The 17,342-nt window shown below is 40.7% G+C and carries 17 protein-coding genes; 11 read left to right on the top strand and 6 right to left on the bottom strand.

Features of this window, described 5'->3' with window-relative positions; genetic code table 11:
- Positions 1-2 precede the first annotated feature (2 nt).
- Positions 3-959, bottom strand: a complete 957-nt coding sequence (locus ACXZ1K_RS08715; RefSeq protein ID WP_458973245.1) for a glycosyltransferase family 2 protein — start codon at positions 957-959, stop codon at positions 3-5.
- An 83-nt stretch (positions 960-1,042) separates the two neighbouring features.
- Between ACXZ1K_RS08715 and ACXZ1K_RS08710 the strand changes: the two genes are divergently transcribed.
- Positions 1,043-1,828, top strand: coding sequence for a 3-keto-disaccharide hydrolase (locus tag ACXZ1K_RS08710; RefSeq protein WP_458972997.1), 786 nt, complete (start codon positions 1,043-1,045; stop codon positions 1,826-1,828).
- 72 nt (positions 1,829-1,900) lie between these two features.
- Here ACXZ1K_RS08710 and ACXZ1K_RS08705 read toward each other — a convergent pair whose 3' ends face one another.
- From ACXZ1K_RS08705 to ACXZ1K_RS08685, 5 genes are read right to left on the bottom strand one after another with little or no spacing between them, the layout of a single operon-like run.
- Positions 1,901-2,461 (bottom strand): DUF4199 domain-containing protein, encoded by a 561-nt coding sequence (locus tag ACXZ1K_RS08705; RefSeq protein WP_458972996.1) that lies wholly within the window; start codon positions 2,459-2,461, stop codon positions 1,901-1,903.
- A 14-nt stretch (positions 2,462-2,475) separates the two neighbouring features.
- Positions 2,476-3,150 (bottom strand): hypothetical protein, encoded by a 675-nt coding sequence (locus ACXZ1K_RS08700; protein ID WP_458972995.1) that lies wholly within the window; start codon positions 3,148-3,150, stop codon positions 2,476-2,478.
- Positions 3,143-4,402, bottom strand: coding sequence for a dihydroorotase (locus ACXZ1K_RS08695; protein ID WP_458972994.1), 1,260 nt, complete (start codon positions 4,400-4,402; stop codon positions 3,143-3,145). Before ACXZ1K_RS08695 ends, ACXZ1K_RS08700 begins: the two co-directional genes overlap by 8 nt.
- Positions 4,399-6,438, bottom strand: a complete 2,040-nt coding sequence (locus tag ACXZ1K_RS08690; RefSeq protein ID WP_458972993.1) for a BatA domain-containing protein — start codon at positions 6,436-6,438, stop codon at positions 4,399-4,401. Before ACXZ1K_RS08690 ends, ACXZ1K_RS08695 begins: the two co-directional genes overlap by 4 nt.
- Positions 6,439-6,459: 21 nt before the next feature.
- Positions 6,460-7,950, bottom strand: coding sequence for a L,D-transpeptidase family protein (locus ACXZ1K_RS08685; protein WP_458972992.1), 1,491 nt, complete (start codon positions 7,948-7,950; stop codon positions 6,460-6,462).
- Between the two features lie 583 nt (positions 7,951-8,533).
- On the opposite strand from ACXZ1K_RS08685, the gene hisG reads away from it, so the two are divergent.
- The 10 genes from hisG to ACXZ1K_RS08635 all read left to right on the top strand — a co-directional run bounded on the left by hisG (position 8,534) and on the right by ACXZ1K_RS08635 (position 17,285).
- Positions 8,534-9,385, top strand: a complete 852-nt coding sequence (gene hisG / locus ACXZ1K_RS08680; RefSeq protein ID WP_458972991.1) for an ATP phosphoribosyltransferase — start codon at positions 8,534-8,536, stop codon at positions 9,383-9,385.
- Between the two features lie 11 nt (positions 9,386-9,396).
- Positions 9,397-10,689 (top strand): histidinol dehydrogenase, encoded by a 1,293-nt coding sequence (gene hisD, locus ACXZ1K_RS08675; protein ID WP_458972990.1) that lies wholly within the window; start codon positions 9,397-9,399, stop codon positions 10,687-10,689.
- The gene (hisC, locus tag ACXZ1K_RS08670; protein WP_458972989.1) at positions 10,679-11,722 is read left to right on the top strand and encodes a histidinol-phosphate transaminase; all 1,044 of its coding nucleotides are present in this window, start codon (positions 10,679-10,681) and stop codon (positions 11,720-11,722) included. The genes hisD and hisC overlap by 11 nt, the downstream gene beginning before the upstream one ends.
- Positions 11,723-11,740: 18 nt before the next feature.
- Positions 11,741-12,874, top strand: coding sequence for a bifunctional histidinol-phosphatase/imidazoleglycerol-phosphate dehydratase HisB (gene hisB, locus ACXZ1K_RS08665; RefSeq protein WP_458972988.1), 1,134 nt, complete (start codon positions 11,741-11,743; stop codon positions 12,872-12,874).
- Positions 12,874-13,467 carry an imidazole glycerol phosphate synthase subunit HisH gene (gene hisH / locus ACXZ1K_RS08660; RefSeq protein WP_458972987.1) on the top strand — a complete coding sequence of 198 codons (594 nt, stop codon included), beginning with the start codon at positions 12,874-12,876 and terminating at the stop codon, positions 13,465-13,467. Before hisB ends, hisH begins: the two co-directional genes overlap by 1 nt.
- Position 13,468: 1 nt before the next feature.
- Positions 13,469-14,218, top strand: a complete 750-nt coding sequence (hisA, locus tag ACXZ1K_RS08655) for a 1-(5-phosphoribosyl)-5-[(5-phosphoribosylamino)methylideneamino]imidazole-4-carboxamide isomerase (RefSeq protein ID WP_458972986.1) — start codon at positions 13,469-13,471, stop codon at positions 14,216-14,218.
- Positions 14,219-14,222: 4 nt separating this feature from the next.
- The gene (gene hisF, locus ACXZ1K_RS08650) at positions 14,223-14,978 is read left to right on the top strand and encodes an imidazole glycerol phosphate synthase subunit HisF (protein WP_458972985.1); all 756 of its coding nucleotides are present in this window, start codon (positions 14,223-14,225) and stop codon (positions 14,976-14,978) included.
- Positions 14,975-15,568 carry a bifunctional phosphoribosyl-AMP cyclohydrolase/phosphoribosyl-ATP diphosphatase HisIE gene (gene hisIE / locus ACXZ1K_RS08645; RefSeq protein WP_458972984.1) on the top strand — a complete coding sequence of 198 codons (594 nt, stop codon included), beginning with the start codon at positions 14,975-14,977 and terminating at the stop codon, positions 15,566-15,568. The genes hisF and hisIE overlap by 4 nt, the downstream gene beginning before the upstream one ends.
- Before the next feature lie 3 nt (positions 15,569-15,571).
- On the top strand, positions 15,572-16,468 hold the full coding sequence (locus ACXZ1K_RS08640) for a WD40 repeat domain-containing protein (RefSeq protein WP_458972983.1): 897 nt from the start codon (positions 15,572-15,574) through the stop codon (positions 16,466-16,468).
- 142 nt (positions 16,469-16,610) lie between these two features.
- The gene (locus ACXZ1K_RS08635) at positions 16,611-17,285 is read left to right on the top strand and encodes a DUF4397 domain-containing protein (protein ID WP_458972982.1); all 675 of its coding nucleotides are present in this window, start codon (positions 16,611-16,613) and stop codon (positions 17,283-17,285) included.
- The last annotated feature ends 57 nt before the right edge of the window (positions 17,286-17,342 follow it).

Genomic DNA, 17,342 nt, shown 5'->3' with positions numbered 1-17,342 from the left:
GATTATTTTAGCTCTTTCTCTATTAAATAATTGTTACGCTCTGGAGCACTACGAGATACCAATTCAGCCACAAAACCGGTCAAAAATAACTGTGAGCCTAGGATAATGGCAACCAGCGCTATGTAAAACAAGGGCTGATCTGTAACGTCCCTCTTCAAGGGGATACCCATAGATATATCGTAAAGCTTTACCCCTATCAGCCAGATGGCTAAAAATGTACCTATTAAAAAACTAAGTACACCCATGGTACCAAAGAAGTGCATCGGCCGCTTACCAAACTTACCTACAAAAAAAATGGATAAAAGGTCCAGTAGTCCGTTGATAAAACGGCTCATCCCAAATTTGGTAACGCCGTATTTTCTGGCACGGTGTTCTACAATCTGCTCTTCGATCTTTGTAAAACCGGCCCATTTGGCAATAACTGGGATATAGCGGTGCATTTCTCCATACACTTCAATGTTCTTCACTACTTCCTTACGGTATGCTTTTAAACCGCAGTTAAAATCATGCAGGTTTTTTATGCCCGACATTCTGCGTGTTGCAGCATTATAGATCTTTGTTGGGATGGTTTTGCTAAGCGGATCATAACGTTTCGCCTTCCAGCCGGATATGAGATCAAGCTTTTCTTCCTTGATTCGCCGGTAAAGTTCTGGTATTTCATCCGGACTATCTTGCAGATCGGCATCCATGGTAATGACCACCTCGCCAACTGCTGCTTCAAATGCCACATTTAAAGCAGCAGATTTGCCATAGTTTCTTCTGAATTTGATGGCCCTAACGGATGGATACTGCAGCTTTAGCGATTCAATTACTGCCCAGGAATTATCTGTACTCCCATCGTCTATAAACAGTAATTCATAATTGAAGTTGTTGTCCTGCATCACTTTTGCAATCCATGAAGTCAATTCAGGTAGAGATTCGTCTTCGTTAAATAAAGGGATGACAACAGAGATATCCATGTGCAATACAAAGCTTAATTCGATCTGCAAACTTAGATAGAATTTTTATAACTTTGAATATAACCATAAATTTAAAACACACAATGACGAACTTTCCTAAAAGCCTATTTGTTGCCTCATTAATGATTGGAGGAATAACCATGGCTAACGCGCAAGAAAAAACTAAACCTGAGCAGACTGAGGTTTATACCCCAGTACCCCCTGTAGTGGCCACCAAAGAAGTTACTGTTGCTCCACCATCGGATGCAATTGTTTTGTTTGACGGAAAAGACCTAAGCAAGTGGGTAATGACCGACGACAGAACTAAACCAGCCTCCTGGACTGTTGCAAACAATGTATTTACTGTAAATAAAAAAGGCGGTGGTAACATAGAAACAAAAGATTCTTTCGGCAATTACCAATTACATATTGAATGGAAGGTGCCTGCTAATATCGAAGGTAAAGGTCAAGGAAGAGGTAACAGTGGCTTGTTCCTGGCGTCTATTGGCAAAGGTGATGACGGTTATGAATTGCAAATTCTTGATTCTTATCAGAATGACACATACACAAACGGACAGGCTTCCAGTATTTATAAGCAATTGGTTCCTTTGGCTAACCCGACACGTAAACCTGGAGAATGGCAGTCATATGATGTAATCTGGACTGCGCCAACTTTTAATGCTGACAATACCGTTAAAACTCCTGCTAGAGTTACTGTATTGTTCAATGGTGTTTTGGTTCAAAACAATGCTGAATTAAAAGGTCCTACTCAATACATCGGCGATCCTGCTTATAGAAAAGCACATGGACCTGCTCCAATCAAGCTACAATCGCATGGCGATCCAAGTCTTCCATTGAGCTTTCGCAATATCTGGATAAGGAATTTATAATATTATTTTAATCAAATAAAAAGAGGGCAAACCGTTTGGTTTGCCCTCTTTTTATTTGATTCGCAATTTAAGTTATTCTTCCTGAAGTTTAATTGGAGGAGTCTTTTTCATGATTGCGGCAAGAATCAATGACAATACACCGTAAATTGCTAAAGAGACCCCAATGCTGGTTACTAAATTCTTTCCAGTAATTTCCAGTTTAGATTGACCTGATCCAGATTTTGCCAGCGCTTCTTCCAACTGGTCTTTATCAGTTATAAATTTGGTCATCATTGCCCTAGTGTTTTCATCAATAGCAGCGCCGGCACGTGCAGGCAGATCCGGATCGATCACCTTCATCAGCACCACATTGTAAACAGTTGAGATCGCTGTGATGATCAGGCCCATAATAAGAAATGATTTAAAAGCTTCGCCAAAGGTCCAATATCCACCAACTTCTTGCCTGATGGTTTTACCTGAGTAAACAAGCAGCGCCAGGAATAAGATAATCATACATATACCTATCCACCAATTTGTAAACGCCATTAGTGGGTCTATAAAGTACATCGCCAAAGAGAGTACTACACTTATCGCTCCAATGATCAATCCATTTTTTAGCGACAAGCTGTTAATTTGTTTTTGTTTTTCTTCCATGTTAGTTAGTTTGGTTAATTGTTATTATTAAAATTAGCAATTAAAGTATAAACAGCAACATCAAATTCTTTATTGGAACTAAAATCTTCCAGTTCTTTAACAATTTGCACACTTAGTTTTGGCTGGTGGAAAAACACCATAAATGGAACAAATAGCTCCTCCATTTCCTCACCTAACTCTATCATTCCGGCGTGACCGCAAATATCTTCTACGCTTGATTCCACCAATTGCTGGTTACTGATCAAGTCTTCATAGATATGGTATTCATCCTGGAACTCATCCTCTTCAACCAACAAAAACTCCTTTAAGAAATCACCTAATTCAGGTGTAATGCGCTCATCATGGCATTCGTTAATGTAAAGCAACAGGTTCAGTAACTCAGTTCCCCTGTCAATTGTTTCCTCTTCAATATTTGCCCATTCATCTGACTCCAGATAGTCTTCTTCCAGCTTTTTGATATCATTTGCAAAGAAGTTGATCATCAGCAGATCGAAAAACACCTCCCGAAGATCTTCAAAGGCAGGGTACTGATCAAATGCTTCATCAAACTCTTCAACTTTTTCCATAAAGCCCAGGTCTTTGCTAAATACATCAACCAGAAGGTCTTCCAGTTTAACAGAGTCTATGCCGGAAATGGCGGCAAATTTATCTAACGACGCGATTAGCGCAACTTTTACATGATTATCCATAAGATTGTAATTGCTTATTGTTATAAACCAGTTTTACTTTACCGGTCAGTTTTTTATTTAGTAATGGGGTATTGTATGATTTTGAGAAGTTGTTTTCTCTGGTATATTCCCAAACTTCTGTGGGATTGTAAACTGTAAAATTAGCTTCAGTTCCTTCGGCCACCAGTATCTCTGCCAGTTTAAGTACCCTTCTTGGCCCTGAACTTAACTTTTCTGAGATCTGCGCCGCCGTTAGTCCGGCTTTAATCAATAAGGGCAGAACAGTTTGCAAAGCGATGATTCCAAATGCCGCGATCTCAAACTCCACATCTTTAAACTCAATCTCATGAGGACGGTGCTGCGAACATATTGCATCGATAGTACCATCTTTAAGACCAGCCAAAAGTGCCTTCACATCAGCTTTGCCACGCAATGGCGGCTTTACTTTATAGTTGCTATCGAAACTGTTCAACAATTCTTCAGTAAATACCAGGTGATGAGCTGCTACATCGCAGGTAATCTTAACGTTGTCTTTTTTAGCTTTTTTAATTAGCGCTACAGACCCCGCTGTGGATATCTGGTTGATATGAATTGGCGCATCATGATAGGTTGCCAAAAATATATCCCTGCTAATTTGCATCTCCTCGGCAAGTGCCGGTAACCCTTTCATGCCTAATAATACACTGGTAGCGCTTTCATTTACCTGAGATTTGCCTGCTATGGACCTGCTTTCAGGGTACAGCATCAGCAATCCGTCAAATCCTTTTACATATTGAATCGCCCTGCTCATAAAACCATCATCTGCAATAGCTTTACCTCCGTCAGAAAATGCTACAGCACCTGCCTGCTGCATGTCATAAAGCTCCGCCATTTCCTTTCCTTCCAAATTCACGCTCAAAGCGCCAATAGGAAGCACATCTACCAGATTACTTTTTGTCCTGTTGATGATATACTCAACCTCTCCTTTTGAATGCACTACGGGGTGAGTATTGGGTAATACAGCAATTCCGGTAAATCCACCTGCTTTAGCAGCTGCAATGGCAGTATTTAGTTCCTCCTTCGTTTCAAATCCAGGATCTCCTACTGCGCAACTTAAATCAAAGAAACCAGGAGAAAGTACACATCCTTCGGCATTGAATACCTCCTCATTCTTTTGAGGCGATAATTTGCCAATGGCTGTAATTTTACCTTGTTCTACTCTTACATCACAATTCTGTTGGTTGAACTGACTGTTGGGATCGGCAATAGTTACGCCTGTGATGAGAAGGTTCATGCTGTTTTTATGTTTTTATGATTAAAAAATCTGATCAGTAGTATTTCGATAGCTAAAAAAACAATAGCTAAAATTATGCAAAGTTTCCATAATTCAGCACTGTTATTTTTGGTGCTGACAGCTAAAGATTGTGCATCTTTTTTAGAGTTGAATACACGTACATTTTGTTTGCCAAACAATCTGGAGATTGACGCTTCATCTGCATAATGCATATCAGATTCGGAACGGTTATCGTTAAAAGCGAGAACAGCTATAGTCGAGTCTCCCTTTTTTAAGTCGTAAAAGCCTGGCCTCTTCACCTGATCAGCCACATACAATAAGGTTTTCCCTGGCGCCTGACGAACGTCCGGGATCACTTCAAATCTATCTGACACCAACCTTAAGGATTGGTTTTTTAGCAATTCTATTTTCTGGCTTTCCAATACCTCACTGGTACCGGTGGTATAGGCCAAAGGAAAGGATCTGGCGCTTACGAAAGCGATCCTCAACATTAGAGGCACAAACACCGGGTGACGGGAAAGATTGCCATCTTTAGGATCAAGCGAACTCCCTGATAAAAATATTTTCCCGGCTCCAATATTATATCTTGCCAGCAAAAAATTATTCAACGGCAGTTGGAGAATGTTTTCTTTGGCCGCAGCACCTGAACCCGTATAACTAAAATAACGATTTACGATAGGTAAGTCAACATTTTTAGGCACTTCATCAAATACCCCGCTAAACAAGTCATTTTTTAGATCTACTGAACTGGTAAGCGGGTCTCCGGTGTTGAGTTGCGCAACCGCCGGGAGGCCCAAGCCGTTCAAAAAAGGCGTATATAGCGCTGCACCTGCATCCAAATTGGGAAATACAGCCACCGTTCCGCCATTTTGCACATACGCTTTTAGCTGCTGTGCCAACCCGGAAGATGGCGACTTCAAAGCCGATAAAACAATAAGGCTGTAGGTGGAGAAAGAAGCGTAATTGATGTTTGATTCTGGCGCTTCAGTTAGTTTAAAGTATTTATCCGATGCAAATAAGGAACTTAAATATTGTTGGGTGGCATCTCCATAAATATGAAGCACCTTCATTTCATTATTTACATTAAAGGCAAAGTTAAGTTCATCGTCGAAAGTTAAAGGATAATCTTTAATACGTACTACTCCACGCTGAAAACCTCCATTTAAACCGCTAAAAGAAAGTGTGTCAATTACAGATTTCCCTGCCGCCACAGCAATATTACCAATGGCTTTTTGTTGTCCGTTAACCAACAATGTCAATGCTACCCGAGGCGCGTCTTCTTCTCCAAAATTTCTCAACCTAACCACAAAACGTTCCAACTGATTGGGCTGGTGAACAGGTGATAAGCTCCAAATGCTGTCTACACTAATATTGGGTAAATCGTTTGCGTTAAGTTTGATGAAATTTAGACTGGCATCTGCGGCAGTTTTCACCTGTTGTGTTCCTGCAAAGTTATTCTGAAAGTCAGAAAGCAGATAATCAATATGGTTATCATTGTCAGTAATGACTTGCAATCGGTTAACCACCTGCTGAAGTGTACGTGCAGACGCAGAAATTTTTACCTCTTCCAGCTGCTGCAGAAACTCTTCTTTGTTAACCAATCGCTGGTGCCTGCCTTCAAAATCATTAGTAAGCAATTGAAACTGGTCGTTTAAACCATAACCTTCTACAATTTCCCTGGCCTTTCGTTTTGCTTCATCCAGCAAACTCCCTTCCTTGTTGACAGTTTCCATACTATAGGAATTGTCAACATATATGCTCACCGCATTCCGTGAACCAGGTTTATTGGCAGTTCCTGAAGGTATAAAGGGTCTGGAAAAAGCAAGAACCAGAAAAGTAATTGCTAAAATCCTGCTGAAGAGCACCAGTAAATGCTTTAGCTTTTCCCTTGATGAATTTTGCTCTCGTGCTTCTTTTAGGAACTGTACATTGCTAAAATATACTTTCTTAAATTTTCTGAAATTAAATAAGTGGATTACAATAGGAATGGCTATTGCCAGAAGCGCAAAAAGAAAACCTGGGTATAGGAAATTCATTAAAAACCAAAGGTAGAACTTTTAAAGGAATTTCCTCATAGCATCATACAAAGTTTCGTCCAGGTTATAGACGTCCGGTCTAAACTGTATTTTACCGTCCTGTGCCCAGGCAGTTAAATAATTGATCACAATTGGCACCTGCTTTTTAATGCCAAACCACTTTGGCTTTAACTGAAATACATTTAGCGTATCCGATTTTTTAGCCAGTTTTCTTTTGTATAAATCCATCTTCGTGGTATCTACCGGCGGCAGGTTCACCTCCATCCTTAGCAAGTCGTATTCGTCTTTATCTTTAACCAGATTTTCGGCAAATTCTAGTGGACGCTCCACACGAACACAGCCATGACTAATTGCCCTATTGCTATATTTAAATGCTGTTTTATTATTGGTATCGTGCAGGTAAACGCTGGAATTGTTATCAAATATGAATTTAAACTTACCCAGAGCATTTCCCTCACCGGATCCTTGCTTGAACTGAAATGGAAGCTTTTCCCTTGAATACTTATTCCATTGTATGGTATCTGGATCATGAATTTCTTTACCCTTGTAATAGACCTTAATGTTATTATTTGACAGGTAATACGGGTCTTTCATGGCCATATAATAAATCTCGCTCCTGGCAATGCTCACCGGAATGTTCCAAATTGGATTGACTTGGATGGCATTGAACTTACTGTATAAAATGGGTGTCTCGTGGTTTTTAGGTTTATCATCGAGGTTTTTAGTTTCCAGGTACTTTTGGATTTTGGCTGCATAATCATCCTCACGCTTTCCTCCGACACAAACATTCATATGTGAGAGGGTATCACCCCTGCTGAACCAGGTAAGGGAAAAATCGGGAATGTTGACCTCTACATACTCCTCTCCTAGTTCCGGGATTTTCCAACGCTGACGCTCCATATTCACCAAAAGGGTTTTAATTGCTTGTTGGTCTTTAACGGTTGCTTGCTCATAGTTAGCCAATTCCTTCTGCAACAACGTGTAGGCTACTTTCTTTGGCTGAATGCCTTGAAGTAATGCCGCTAAATCTTTGGTGTTTAAAATCTTCAGCGTACTGGCGCTGTCTGGCCTTTTAACTGGGATATAGTAGCGGGTAAATAGCTTACGCGGGTTCGTGCTGCCAAAATAAATAAAGTTATGGTATTTGATTGCCGATGTAACCGCAGTCAACTCCAATTCTGCAATGATTGGGTACACTTCTTCAATGGTCTTAATATTATTCTGACCAAGCTTTTGTAATGAAGTCGATAATTTTCTAGCATTAAACAGTTCAGGGTTATAACCATGTGCTGCGCTTCTGGAAATGTAAAGTTGTAAACTATCCAACTGGCCGGTAATGAAGAACCTACTTACAAATTCCGGGCTTTGGTCATGATCACTGTAAAAGGCTTTAATTAATTTGGCATTAGGGGTTAGGGCGGAAATCGAATCCAGGTATTTAACGAATACCTGATTATATACCGCGGTGTCAAACTTTTTATATAGTTTATTGTTGAAATGCTTCTGCAGCATAAGACCTATTTCTGGGGGTTCCTTAAACCAGTTACAAGATTGAAGACCGAGAATGATAACAGTAAAAAAAAGTAAAGATTTTTTCAACGGGTGAGTTTTGCACAAAAATAGCAAATTAAGTGCCGAAACCGATACTGCAGGGAAGTTGTTATTGAGAAGAGCATTTCGCGATAACCTCAAACAACGCTTAGGTTGTGCAGTATTTTATAACTGCTTTATTACGGTATATGTACGGCTTTAGTACGGCTTTGGTTCGGCTAAAGCCGTACTTAAGCCATTGTGTATCCATGGTGATAATGACATAAATCAATTGTAAATTGCTGCACAGTATAGGTACAGCACGCTCGCTGTTTGGATAACATTCATTAATTTTTGATTTTAGGATTGTATTTATATATTTGCATCTCCTCATGATGCTCGTCATTATTGAAAAGGAAATAAAAAAAATAAAAATGATCACAACTTTGAACCATCACTTACATTTGCACCATCGCCAATTGGCGATGTATATGTAATGTTTTGTACTTCAAAACTTGTTTCCGACCTATTTTCCTGTTCAATTCAATAATTCAAAAAGCACAAATTGAAAACACTTAAAATCGCTATTCAGAAATCGGGTAGATTAAACGAAAAATCAGTAGAAATACTTAAAAACTGTGGTTTATCTTTTGAAAACTACAAAAGCTCATTAATTTCAACCGTTACCAATTTTCCTTTAGAAATCCTTTTTTTAAGGGATGATGATATTCCTGAATATGTTCAGGACGGTATTGCAGACCTGGGCATTGTTGGTGAAAACGTAATTGTAGAGACTGGTGCTCAAGTTACCTACCTGCAAAAACTGGGCTTTGGTAAATGCACATTAAAGATTGCCATTCCTAACGAAAGTCAGATCACTGAAGTTGCGCAACTGGCAGGTAAAGCCATTGCTACTTCTTACCCGCTGATCCTTGAAAAATACCTTAAAGAAAATAACGTTGATGCTGAGGTTCGCACCATTTCCGGATCTGTGGAAATTGGTCCGGGACTGGGATTAAGTGATGCCATTTGTGATATTGTTTCTACTGGTGGAACGCTAAAAAGCAACGGATTAAAACCTTTCTCTGAGGTGATGAAATCTGAAGCGGTGCTGATTGGAAAAGAAGGTTCAGACCTCTTGCCTGAAGTTCAGGAACTTTTACAAAGAATTCGTTCTGTACTTCGTGCAAAAGAAACCAAATATGTGGTTCTTAACGTAGCGAAAAGTAACCTCAAAAAAGTGGTTGACTTGCTGCCCGGAGTTAAAAGTCCGACTGTAGTTCCATTGTTTGATGATGAATGGGTTGCTGTACATTCAGTAATTGCTGAGCATGATTTCTGGGAAAAGATCAATGCGCTAAAAGCAGCTGGTGCTGAAGGAATTGTGGTAATGCCAATTGAGAAGATCATTTCTTAAATCCTAAACAGATGAAAATCTATCGTTACAGTGAGCTATCTGAACAAGAAATTGAAAATCTTTGTTTAAGACAGCTGGAAGATGACGCTGACATATCGCAAAGTGTAGCTATTATTGTAAATAAGGTGAAGACTGAGGGTGATGCTGCGTTGTTTGAATTTGCCGCTCAATTTGACAAAGTGCAGCTTGGGCAATTGTTTATAGCTGAGGAAGAGATTGAAGCCATTGCGCAGACCATCCCTGAAGATGCCAAAAAAGCAATTGACACTGCTTACAACAACATTAAAAAGTTTCATGCTTCCCAGTCGGCTAAGGAGGAGAAAATTGAGACCATGACCGGCGTGAATTGCTGGAGGGAAACGCGCGCAATCGACAAAGTTGGCTTGTATATCCCTGGAGGCTCTGCGGTACTGCCCAGCACTTTTCTGATGCTTGGAATTCCCGCAACACTCGCCGGATGTAAAGAGATCGTAGTTTGCTCACCTCCTCAAAAAGATGGCAAAACCAATTGCTACGTGGCTTATTGTGCCCTGAAGTTGGGTATTAAAAAAATCTACCTGGTTGGCGGAGCTCAGGCTGTTGCAGCTATGGCTTATGGCACAGCATCCATTCCGAAAGTGCATAAAATCTTCGGTCCGGGAAACCGTTATGTAACCCAGGCGAAACAATTAGTGCAGTCGACCGCTATGACAGCTATCGATATGCCTGCCGGTCCTTCTGAAGTATTGGTTATCGCCGATGAAACTTCGAATCCTGCGTTTGTGGCGTCAGACCTTTTGGCCCAGGCAGAACATGGTGCGGATAGCCAGGCCATATTGGTAGCAACCTCAAAGACCATCATCACCCAAGTGCTGGAAGAATTGAATCAGCAGATCGAATTGTTGCCAAGAAGGAACGTTACCGCATTGGCAATTGCTAATTCGTATGCAGTACTGGTATCCTCTTTAGACGAGGCGATGGCGTTTAGCAATGTGTATGCACCAGAACATTTGATTTTAGCTACGAATAGTTATGGAAACCTGATCCCTCAAATTAGCAATGCTGGTTCTGTATTTTTAGGAAACTTGACGCCGGAAAGCGCTGGCGATTATGCCTCTGGCACAAACCACACCTTACCAACAAGCGGATTTGCCAAAGCCTATTCTGGAGTTTCCATGGATTCATTTGTTAAGAAAATTACGTTTCAGCACATCAGTGATGCTGGATTAAAAAATATAGGAAACACCGTTGAGATACTGGCGGCCGCAGAAGGCCTCGACGCACACAAGAATGCAATTAGTATTAGATTGAAAGATGGATATTAATAATTTACAACGAGAAAACATTAAAAACCTGAAACCGTATTCAACGGCAAGGGATGAATATAAAGGGCAGGCCAGCGTTTTTTTAGATGCCAATGAAAATGCTTTTGGATCACCACTTACCAAAAACTACAACCGCTACCCTGACCCCTTACAACTGGACTTGAAGGATGCCATTAGTAAAATAAAAGGGGTACCTATTGAGAATACCTTTTTAGGCAATGGAAGTGATGAGGCTATTGACTTGCTTTATCGCGCATTTTGTGAGCCAGGAAAAGACAATGTGATCATCCTACCACCCACCTACGGCATGTATGAGGTATCAGCGAACATTAATAATGTAGAAATAAGAAAGGTAAACCTCCTGCCTAGTTTTCAACTGGATTTGGATGGTATTGCTGAGGCAATTGACGAAAACACCAAACTGATCTTTATTTGTTCGCCAAATAATCCTACGGGTAATTCTATCGTTCGCACAGACATAGAAACGGTCCTTGCAAATTTCAAAGGCCTTGTGGTTATTGATGAGGCTTACATCAATTATGCAAAACAACGCACCTTCATTAAGGAATTAACGGAATATCCTAACCTTGTAGTAATGCAAACTTTTTCTAAAGCTTGGGGCTTAGCCGCATTGCGGTTAGGAATGGCCTTCGCAGCCAGACCGGTAATTGATATTTTAAACAAAGTAAAGGCGCCCTACAACATCAACCAGGCCACCCAGGATATCGCTTTGGAAGCCTTAGGTAATATTGCCCAGGTAAACGATTGGATAAAAATAACCGTTGAACAACGCGATCAGCTTAGCTTAGATCTGCTCGACCTAAAAATGGTAAAAAAAGTATATCCATCTGATGCTAACTTTATTCTGGTAGAGGTTGAAGAAGCTTTGAATACTTATAATGCATTGGTAGAGCAAGGAATTATATTGAGGGATCGATCTAAAGTTATCCTTTGCGAAGATTGTCTTCGCATTACCATAGGCACAGAAAAAGAGAATGAGATACTACTGGATGCTTTAAAAAATATGAACTAGTCACCACGAATTACTGAAATGAAAAAAGTACTCTTTATAGACCGCGATGGTACGCTCGACATTGAGCCTGATGATGAACAGGTAGATTCCTTCGCCAAACTGAAATTCTATCCACGGTCGCTTTATTATTTATCAAAAATAGCTGCCGAGTTAGATTACGAACTGGTGATGGTAACCAATCAAGACGGCTTGGGTACTCCTGCCAATCCTGAAGAAACATTCTGGCCTATTCATAACTTCATCCTGGATACATTTGCTGGCGAGGGTGTGGTTTTCAAAGAGGTAATTATTGACCGGACTTTTGCAAAGGACAATGCACCTACCCGTAAACCAGGCACAGGCTTGTTGCTTCACTATTTTTCTGACGAGTATGATCTTAAGAATTCTTTTGTGATAGGCGACAGGCTAAATGACGTGATCCTGGCCAAAAACCTTGGTGCTAAAGCAATTTGGCTTAGAAACAACGATCTGCTTGGTGCCAATGAACTCATGGAAAAAGCAGAAACACTAAGTGATGTCATCGCCCTGCAAACTCAAAATTGGGTAGACATTTATACCTTCTTAAGGGCAGGTGCGAGAACTGTTGTTCATGAACGCAATACCAACGAAACAAAAATTAGTATAGCGATTGATCTGGACGGTACTGGAAAAGCAGAAATATCGACAGGTTTGAATTTCTTTGACCACATGTTAGATCAAATCGCCAGACATGGCAGTATGGACCTTAAAATTGTAACAAAGGGCGACCTGCATATCGACGAGCACCATACCATTGAAGATACCGGAATTGCTCTTGGTGAGGCTTTTGCGAAAGCAATTGGAAACAAATTGGGACTGGAGCGGTACGGATTTTGCTTGCCTATGGATGATTGCCTGGCACAGGCTGCCATAGATTTTGGTGGGCGCGCCTGGATAGTTTGGGATGCAACTTTTAAACGCGAAAAGGTTGGTGATATGCCAACAGAAATGTTTTACCATTTCTTTAAGTCTTTTAGCGATGCCGCAAAATGCAACCTGAACATTAAAGCCGAAGGCGATAACGAGCATCACAAAATTGAAGCAATCTTTAAAGCTTTTGCAAAAGCGATCAAGATGGCCATTAAAAGGGATGCAGAAAAGCTTGTTTTGCCAAGCACAAAAGGATTGCTGTAATGATTGGAATTGTAAACTACGGTGCCGGTAATATTTTCTCGCTAACATCTGCTTTGGAGCGATTGAATTTGCCATACGGAATGATCAACGAGGAAGCTGACCTGGAGAAGTATAGCCACGTGATTATACCAGGCGTTGGCCATGCTGGAGCGGCTATGCAGAAATTGGGACAAACCGGCTTAGTTGAGCCCATAAAAGCATTAAAGAAACCTGTTCTTGGAATATGTGTGGGCATGCAGCTCATTACTTCACATTCTGAAGAAGGCGATGCCAATATGATGAATGTGGTACCTGTTAAGACAAAGCTATTTAATAAGGCGCTGGGCATCAAAATACCGCATATGGGCTGGAACAACATCAGCCATAAAAACACAGCTTTGTTTGACGGAATCGAGAACGGTGCACAATTTTACTTTGTTCATTCGTACTTTATTGAATATAACCCTACTTTTGACATCGCAACTGCGGAGTATGGCCTGCCGTTCTCAGCCGGGGTGCAAAAAGACAATTTTTATGGCGTACAGTTTCACCCGGAGAAATCCGGAGCAGCGGGAGAACGCTTACTAAAGAATTTTTCAAACTTAAAAGAGTAAAATGTATATAATTCCTGCAATTGATATTTTAGATGGAAAAGTTGTTCGCTTGAGAGAAGGTGATTACGACCAGAAAACAGTTTACGATGTTTCCATTGCTGAAATGATAGAAACTTACCGCTCTAACGGTACTGAGTTTATTCATATCATTGATCTAAATGGTGCTAAGGGCGATTTTAGTAATCAGGCTGCGCTTTTCGATATCATCAGTAAAACGGATATGAAAGTACAGTATGGCGGAGGCATCAGGACCATTAAACAGGTTACTGATCTTTTGGACGCAGGTATACAGCGGGTTATTGTGGGTACGCAAGCCATTACCAATCCAGACTTTCTGCGGGAATTGAGCGAAGAGGTTGGAAAGAAATATGATTATGCCAACAGGATCGTGATTGCTATTGACGTTTTGGACGAGGTGATCAAGTATAGCGGTTGGATGGAAAGTTCGCCAATTAAACTGATGGACTATGTGGACAAGTGCTTACAACTTGGTTTCTTCCGCTTTCTTTGTACCGACATTAATAAGGATGGTAAATTAGGCGGTGCCGCGGTAGACCTGTATAAGAAACTGTTGGAACATTCACCTTTCATCAAACTGATAGCCTCTGGCGGGGTAAGTTCAATGCAGGATATTGAGGAACTGGACAAATACGACATCCGTTCGGTTGTAGTTGGAAAAGCCATTTACGAGGACCGGATTACCATTGATGAGATTAAACAATGGAATTTGAGACAAATGACATCTCTCTAGATCAATGCTCAGCAAACGCATCATTCCCTGTTTAGACGTTAAAGACGGAAGAACAGTTAAAGGGGTAAATTTCGTTGACCTGCGCGATGCAGGAGATCCGGTAGAACTTGCCTGGCAATATGCACAACAAGGTGCAGATGAGTTGGTGTTTTTAGACATTACCGCAACCCATGAACGCCGCGGAACTACCATAGAAATGGTAAAATCAGTCGCCCGACAATTGAATATACCTTTTACCATTGGCGGAGGTATTACTTCAGTTGCCGATGCAGAAGCCCTACTGAATGCGGGTGCAGACAAAATCAGCATCAATTCTGCAGCGGTAAGAAACCCTGCCTTAATAGAAGAATTGGCAAAAGCTTTTGGGGTACAATTTGTTGTACTGGCAGTGGACACCAAACTTATTGAAGGACGGAATATGGTGCATCTAAATGGTGGCAGGCTCATTACTGAATTGGAAACAGAAGATTGGATCGTTAAAGCTGAAGGTTTGGGTGCTGGTGAAATCTTGCTGACCTCCATGGATCATGATGGCACTAAGAACGGGTTCGACTGCTTGTTGCTGGATAAGGTAGCAAAATCAATTAATATCCCTGTTATTGCTTCTGGCGGTGCTGGGAATATTGAGCACTTTACCGATGTATTTTTAACGACAGGTGTTGATGCTGCATTGGCCGCCTCTGTATTTCATTATGGAGAAATACCTATCCCCTATTTAAAACAAGAACTAAAGAAACACAATATACCGGTAAGGTTATGACAATAGATTTCGATAAAACACAAGGCTTAGTTCCGGTAATTATACAGGATGCGCAAACCTTGGAGGTGTTAATGCTTGGTTATATGAATCAGGAAGCTCTGGATAAAACTGAAGCTGAAGGTAAGGTGACTTTCTTCTCGCGTTCGAAAAACAGACTGTGGACCAAAGGTGAAGAAAGCGGCAACTTCCTTTTTGTTAAAGAGATGCACGTAGATTGTGATAATGATACCATTTTAATAAAAGCCAACCCGGTCGGACCTACTTGCCATACTGGTTCCCGCAGCTGCTTTAAAACAAACTACAATCAGAATTTTATTTTCGAGCTGGAGAAAATTATCGGTGAGCGTTATGACAATCCCTCTGAAGAATCATACGTTAATAAACTTCGCCAAAAAGGTTTAAACAAAATTGCACAGAAAGTTGGCGAAGAAGGTGTTGAAACAGTGATAGCTGCGCTAGCAGAAACTGACGTTGATTTTATCAATGAAAGCTCAGACCTGGTATTCCATCTCTTGGTACTGCTAAAGGAAAAAGGAAAAACACTTGCCGACATAGGTACCAACCTGGAAGGCAGGCACGTTAAAAAATAGGCAATGTTAAAACACCTGCATACATTAAGCGGTCACCAAAATCCCATTTACGCTTTGGCGAACGGGATTGATGACCATACGTTTTATAGCGCGGGTAATGATAAAGGTGTGGTAGAGTGGTCGCTCGAGACCATGTCATTTGTAAAAGTTCTGGTTCCGGTGCAGAGTTCAGTTTATGCCTTGCACAGGCATGAGCATTTACTTTTTATAGCGCAAAGAAGCGGACTGATCTTAGTTTACAACCTGGCAGATCAAAAGCTAGAAGCAAGCCTTGCTTTCCACAAAAAGGCTGTATTTGATCTTAAAACGATCGGCCATAAACAAGAACTCCTCAGTACTGGTGAAGACGGTACAGTAGCGGTATGGTCGCTTAAAGACTACACATTGCTCTATGACTTCCCTGTAATTAACGATACGGTGAGATGTATTGCAATAAGTAAGGATGAAACTGAAGTTGCCCTGGGCTGTAAAGACAGTGTAGTTAGGATTTACAACTCTGCCGACTACGGTCTTATACATGAGCTTAAGGCTCACAAACTACCCATTACTTCTTTGGAATATGCCCCTGATGGCAAATTTCTAATTTCAGGCAGTCGCGATGCGCAATTAAAAATTCGCAGCTTACCGGATTATGAACTGGTGAATAATATTGCGGCACATATGTTTGGTATTTACTCCATCGTGTATCACCTCACTAAACCCTACTTCGCTACCGGCAGTCAGGATAAAGGCATAAAACTTTGGGGAAGTGAAGACTTCAAACTTTACAAGATCCTCAGTCTTGATAAAAATACCGAAGGACATTTTCATTCCATCAATAAGCTGATCTGGAGCGCAGATGGAAAATACTTGATTTCAACCGGAGATGACAGGCAAGTAATGGTCTGGGCCATTGAATGACCGTTTTACTATACGTTCTTAGAAGAAATTTCATCTACCTGTTAGAAAATAAAAAAATCACATATAATTGATTAACAGTTATTTATGGTTTATAAATCAAATATCAGGCATTATTCTTGATTTAATCATCTAAAATATGATCATGAAAACAAGAACACAAAAAATCACAACTGCAGTTTCATTGGCAATGACAGTACTATTTTTTCTGTCGTCTTGCAAGAAAGATGAAGACAACGCAAAACTAACAGCATCACTAACAATAGTAAATTCAGTAGAGGGCTCAGCCGCACAGGACGTTTATATTAACGATGCTAAGACAAGTTCTTCAGCCGTGGCTTATGCAAGTGCTTCGAGTAATATCAGCACTTCAACTGGAACAAAGACCATTGTATTTAAGAACACAGGTTCTTCAACAGTTACCGCATCTGCTACAATCAATGCAGATGCAAATTCCTCACAGTCGATATTCCTTGTAAAGCGTGCCGATGGAAGTTATGGCGTGAACACTTATGCTAAAGACAACGCCACCGTAAGTGGTAAAGCGAAAGTTAGGTTTGTAAACGTGGCTCCATTATTATCAGGAGCAGTAAACGTAACTACAAGTACCGGAGCTGCCATAATAAGCGGGCTTGCATTCCAGGCAGCTTCTGCGTACCAAACCGTCGATGCTAACACAGCATTGAATGTCTCGATGACAGGGTCTTTAGAGGTAACCACCATCAGTGCCACAGAATTAGAGGCTGGTAAAAATTACATTGTATGGTTTGATAGTTCAACCACTACGAAAGTGAAATACCATGTAGTGTTACAAAACTAGATTTAAAAACATCTATAAAAAGGGCGACCAGACGGTCGCCTTTTTTATGAAACAAAA

This window comes from Pedobacter jaeyakensis (assembly GCF_054461315.1).
Note: the sequence above shows the minus strand (reverse complement) of the source record. Positions and strands in the feature narration are given on the sequence as shown.

Bases quoted from the DNA above. Each gene is read 5' to 3' on its own strand.
- ACXZ1K_RS08715 (WP_458973245.1), bottom strand. From the start codon at position 959: ATGGATATCTCTGTTGTCATCCCTTTATTTAACGAAGACGAATCTCTA.
- ACXZ1K_RS08710 (WP_458972997.1), top strand. From the start codon at position 1,043: ATGACGAACTTTCCTAAAAGCCTATTTGTTGCCTCATTAATGATTGGA.
- ACXZ1K_RS08705 (WP_458972996.1), bottom strand. From the start codon at position 2,461: ATGGAAGAAAAACAAAAACAAATTAACAGCTTGTCGCTAAAAAATGGA.
- ACXZ1K_RS08700 (WP_458972995.1), bottom strand. From the start codon at position 3,150: ATGGATAATCATGTAAAAGTTGCGCTAATCGCGTCGTTAGATAAATTT.
- ACXZ1K_RS08695 (WP_458972994.1), bottom strand. From the start codon at position 4,402: ATGAACCTTCTCATCACAGGCGTAACTATTGCCGATCCCAACAGTCAG.
- ACXZ1K_RS08690 (WP_458972993.1), bottom strand. From the start codon at position 6,438: ATGAATTTCCTATACCCAGGTTTTCTTTTTGCGCTTCTGGCAATAGCC.
- ACXZ1K_RS08685 (WP_458972992.1), bottom strand. From the start codon at position 7,950: ATGCTGCAGAAGCATTTCAACAATAAACTATATAAAAAGTTTGACACC.
- hisD (WP_458972990.1), top strand. From the start codon at position 9,397: ATGAAAATCTATCGTTACAGTGAGCTATCTGAACAAGAAATTGAAAAT.
- hisC (WP_458972989.1), top strand. From the start codon at position 10,679: ATGGATATTAATAATTTACAACGAGAAAACATTAAAAACCTGAAACCG.
- hisB (WP_458972988.1), top strand. From the start codon at position 11,741: ATGAAAAAAGTACTCTTTATAGACCGCGATGGTACGCTCGACATTGAG.
- hisH (WP_458972987.1), top strand. From the start codon at position 12,874: ATGATTGGAATTGTAAACTACGGTGCCGGTAATATTTTCTCGCTAACA.
- hisA (WP_458972986.1), top strand. From the start codon at position 13,469: ATGTATATAATTCCTGCAATTGATATTTTAGATGGAAAAGTTGTTCGC.
- hisF (WP_458972985.1), top strand. From the start codon at position 14,223: ATGCTCAGCAAACGCATCATTCCCTGTTTAGACGTTAAAGACGGAAGA.
- hisIE (WP_458972984.1), top strand. From the start codon at position 14,975: ATGACAATAGATTTCGATAAAACACAAGGCTTAGTTCCGGTAATTATA.
- ACXZ1K_RS08640 (WP_458972983.1), top strand. From the start codon at position 15,572: ATGTTAAAACACCTGCATACATTAAGCGGTCACCAAAATCCCATTTAC.
- ACXZ1K_RS08635 (WP_458972982.1), top strand. From the start codon at position 16,611: ATGAAAACAAGAACACAAAAAATCACAACTGCAGTTTCATTGGCAATG.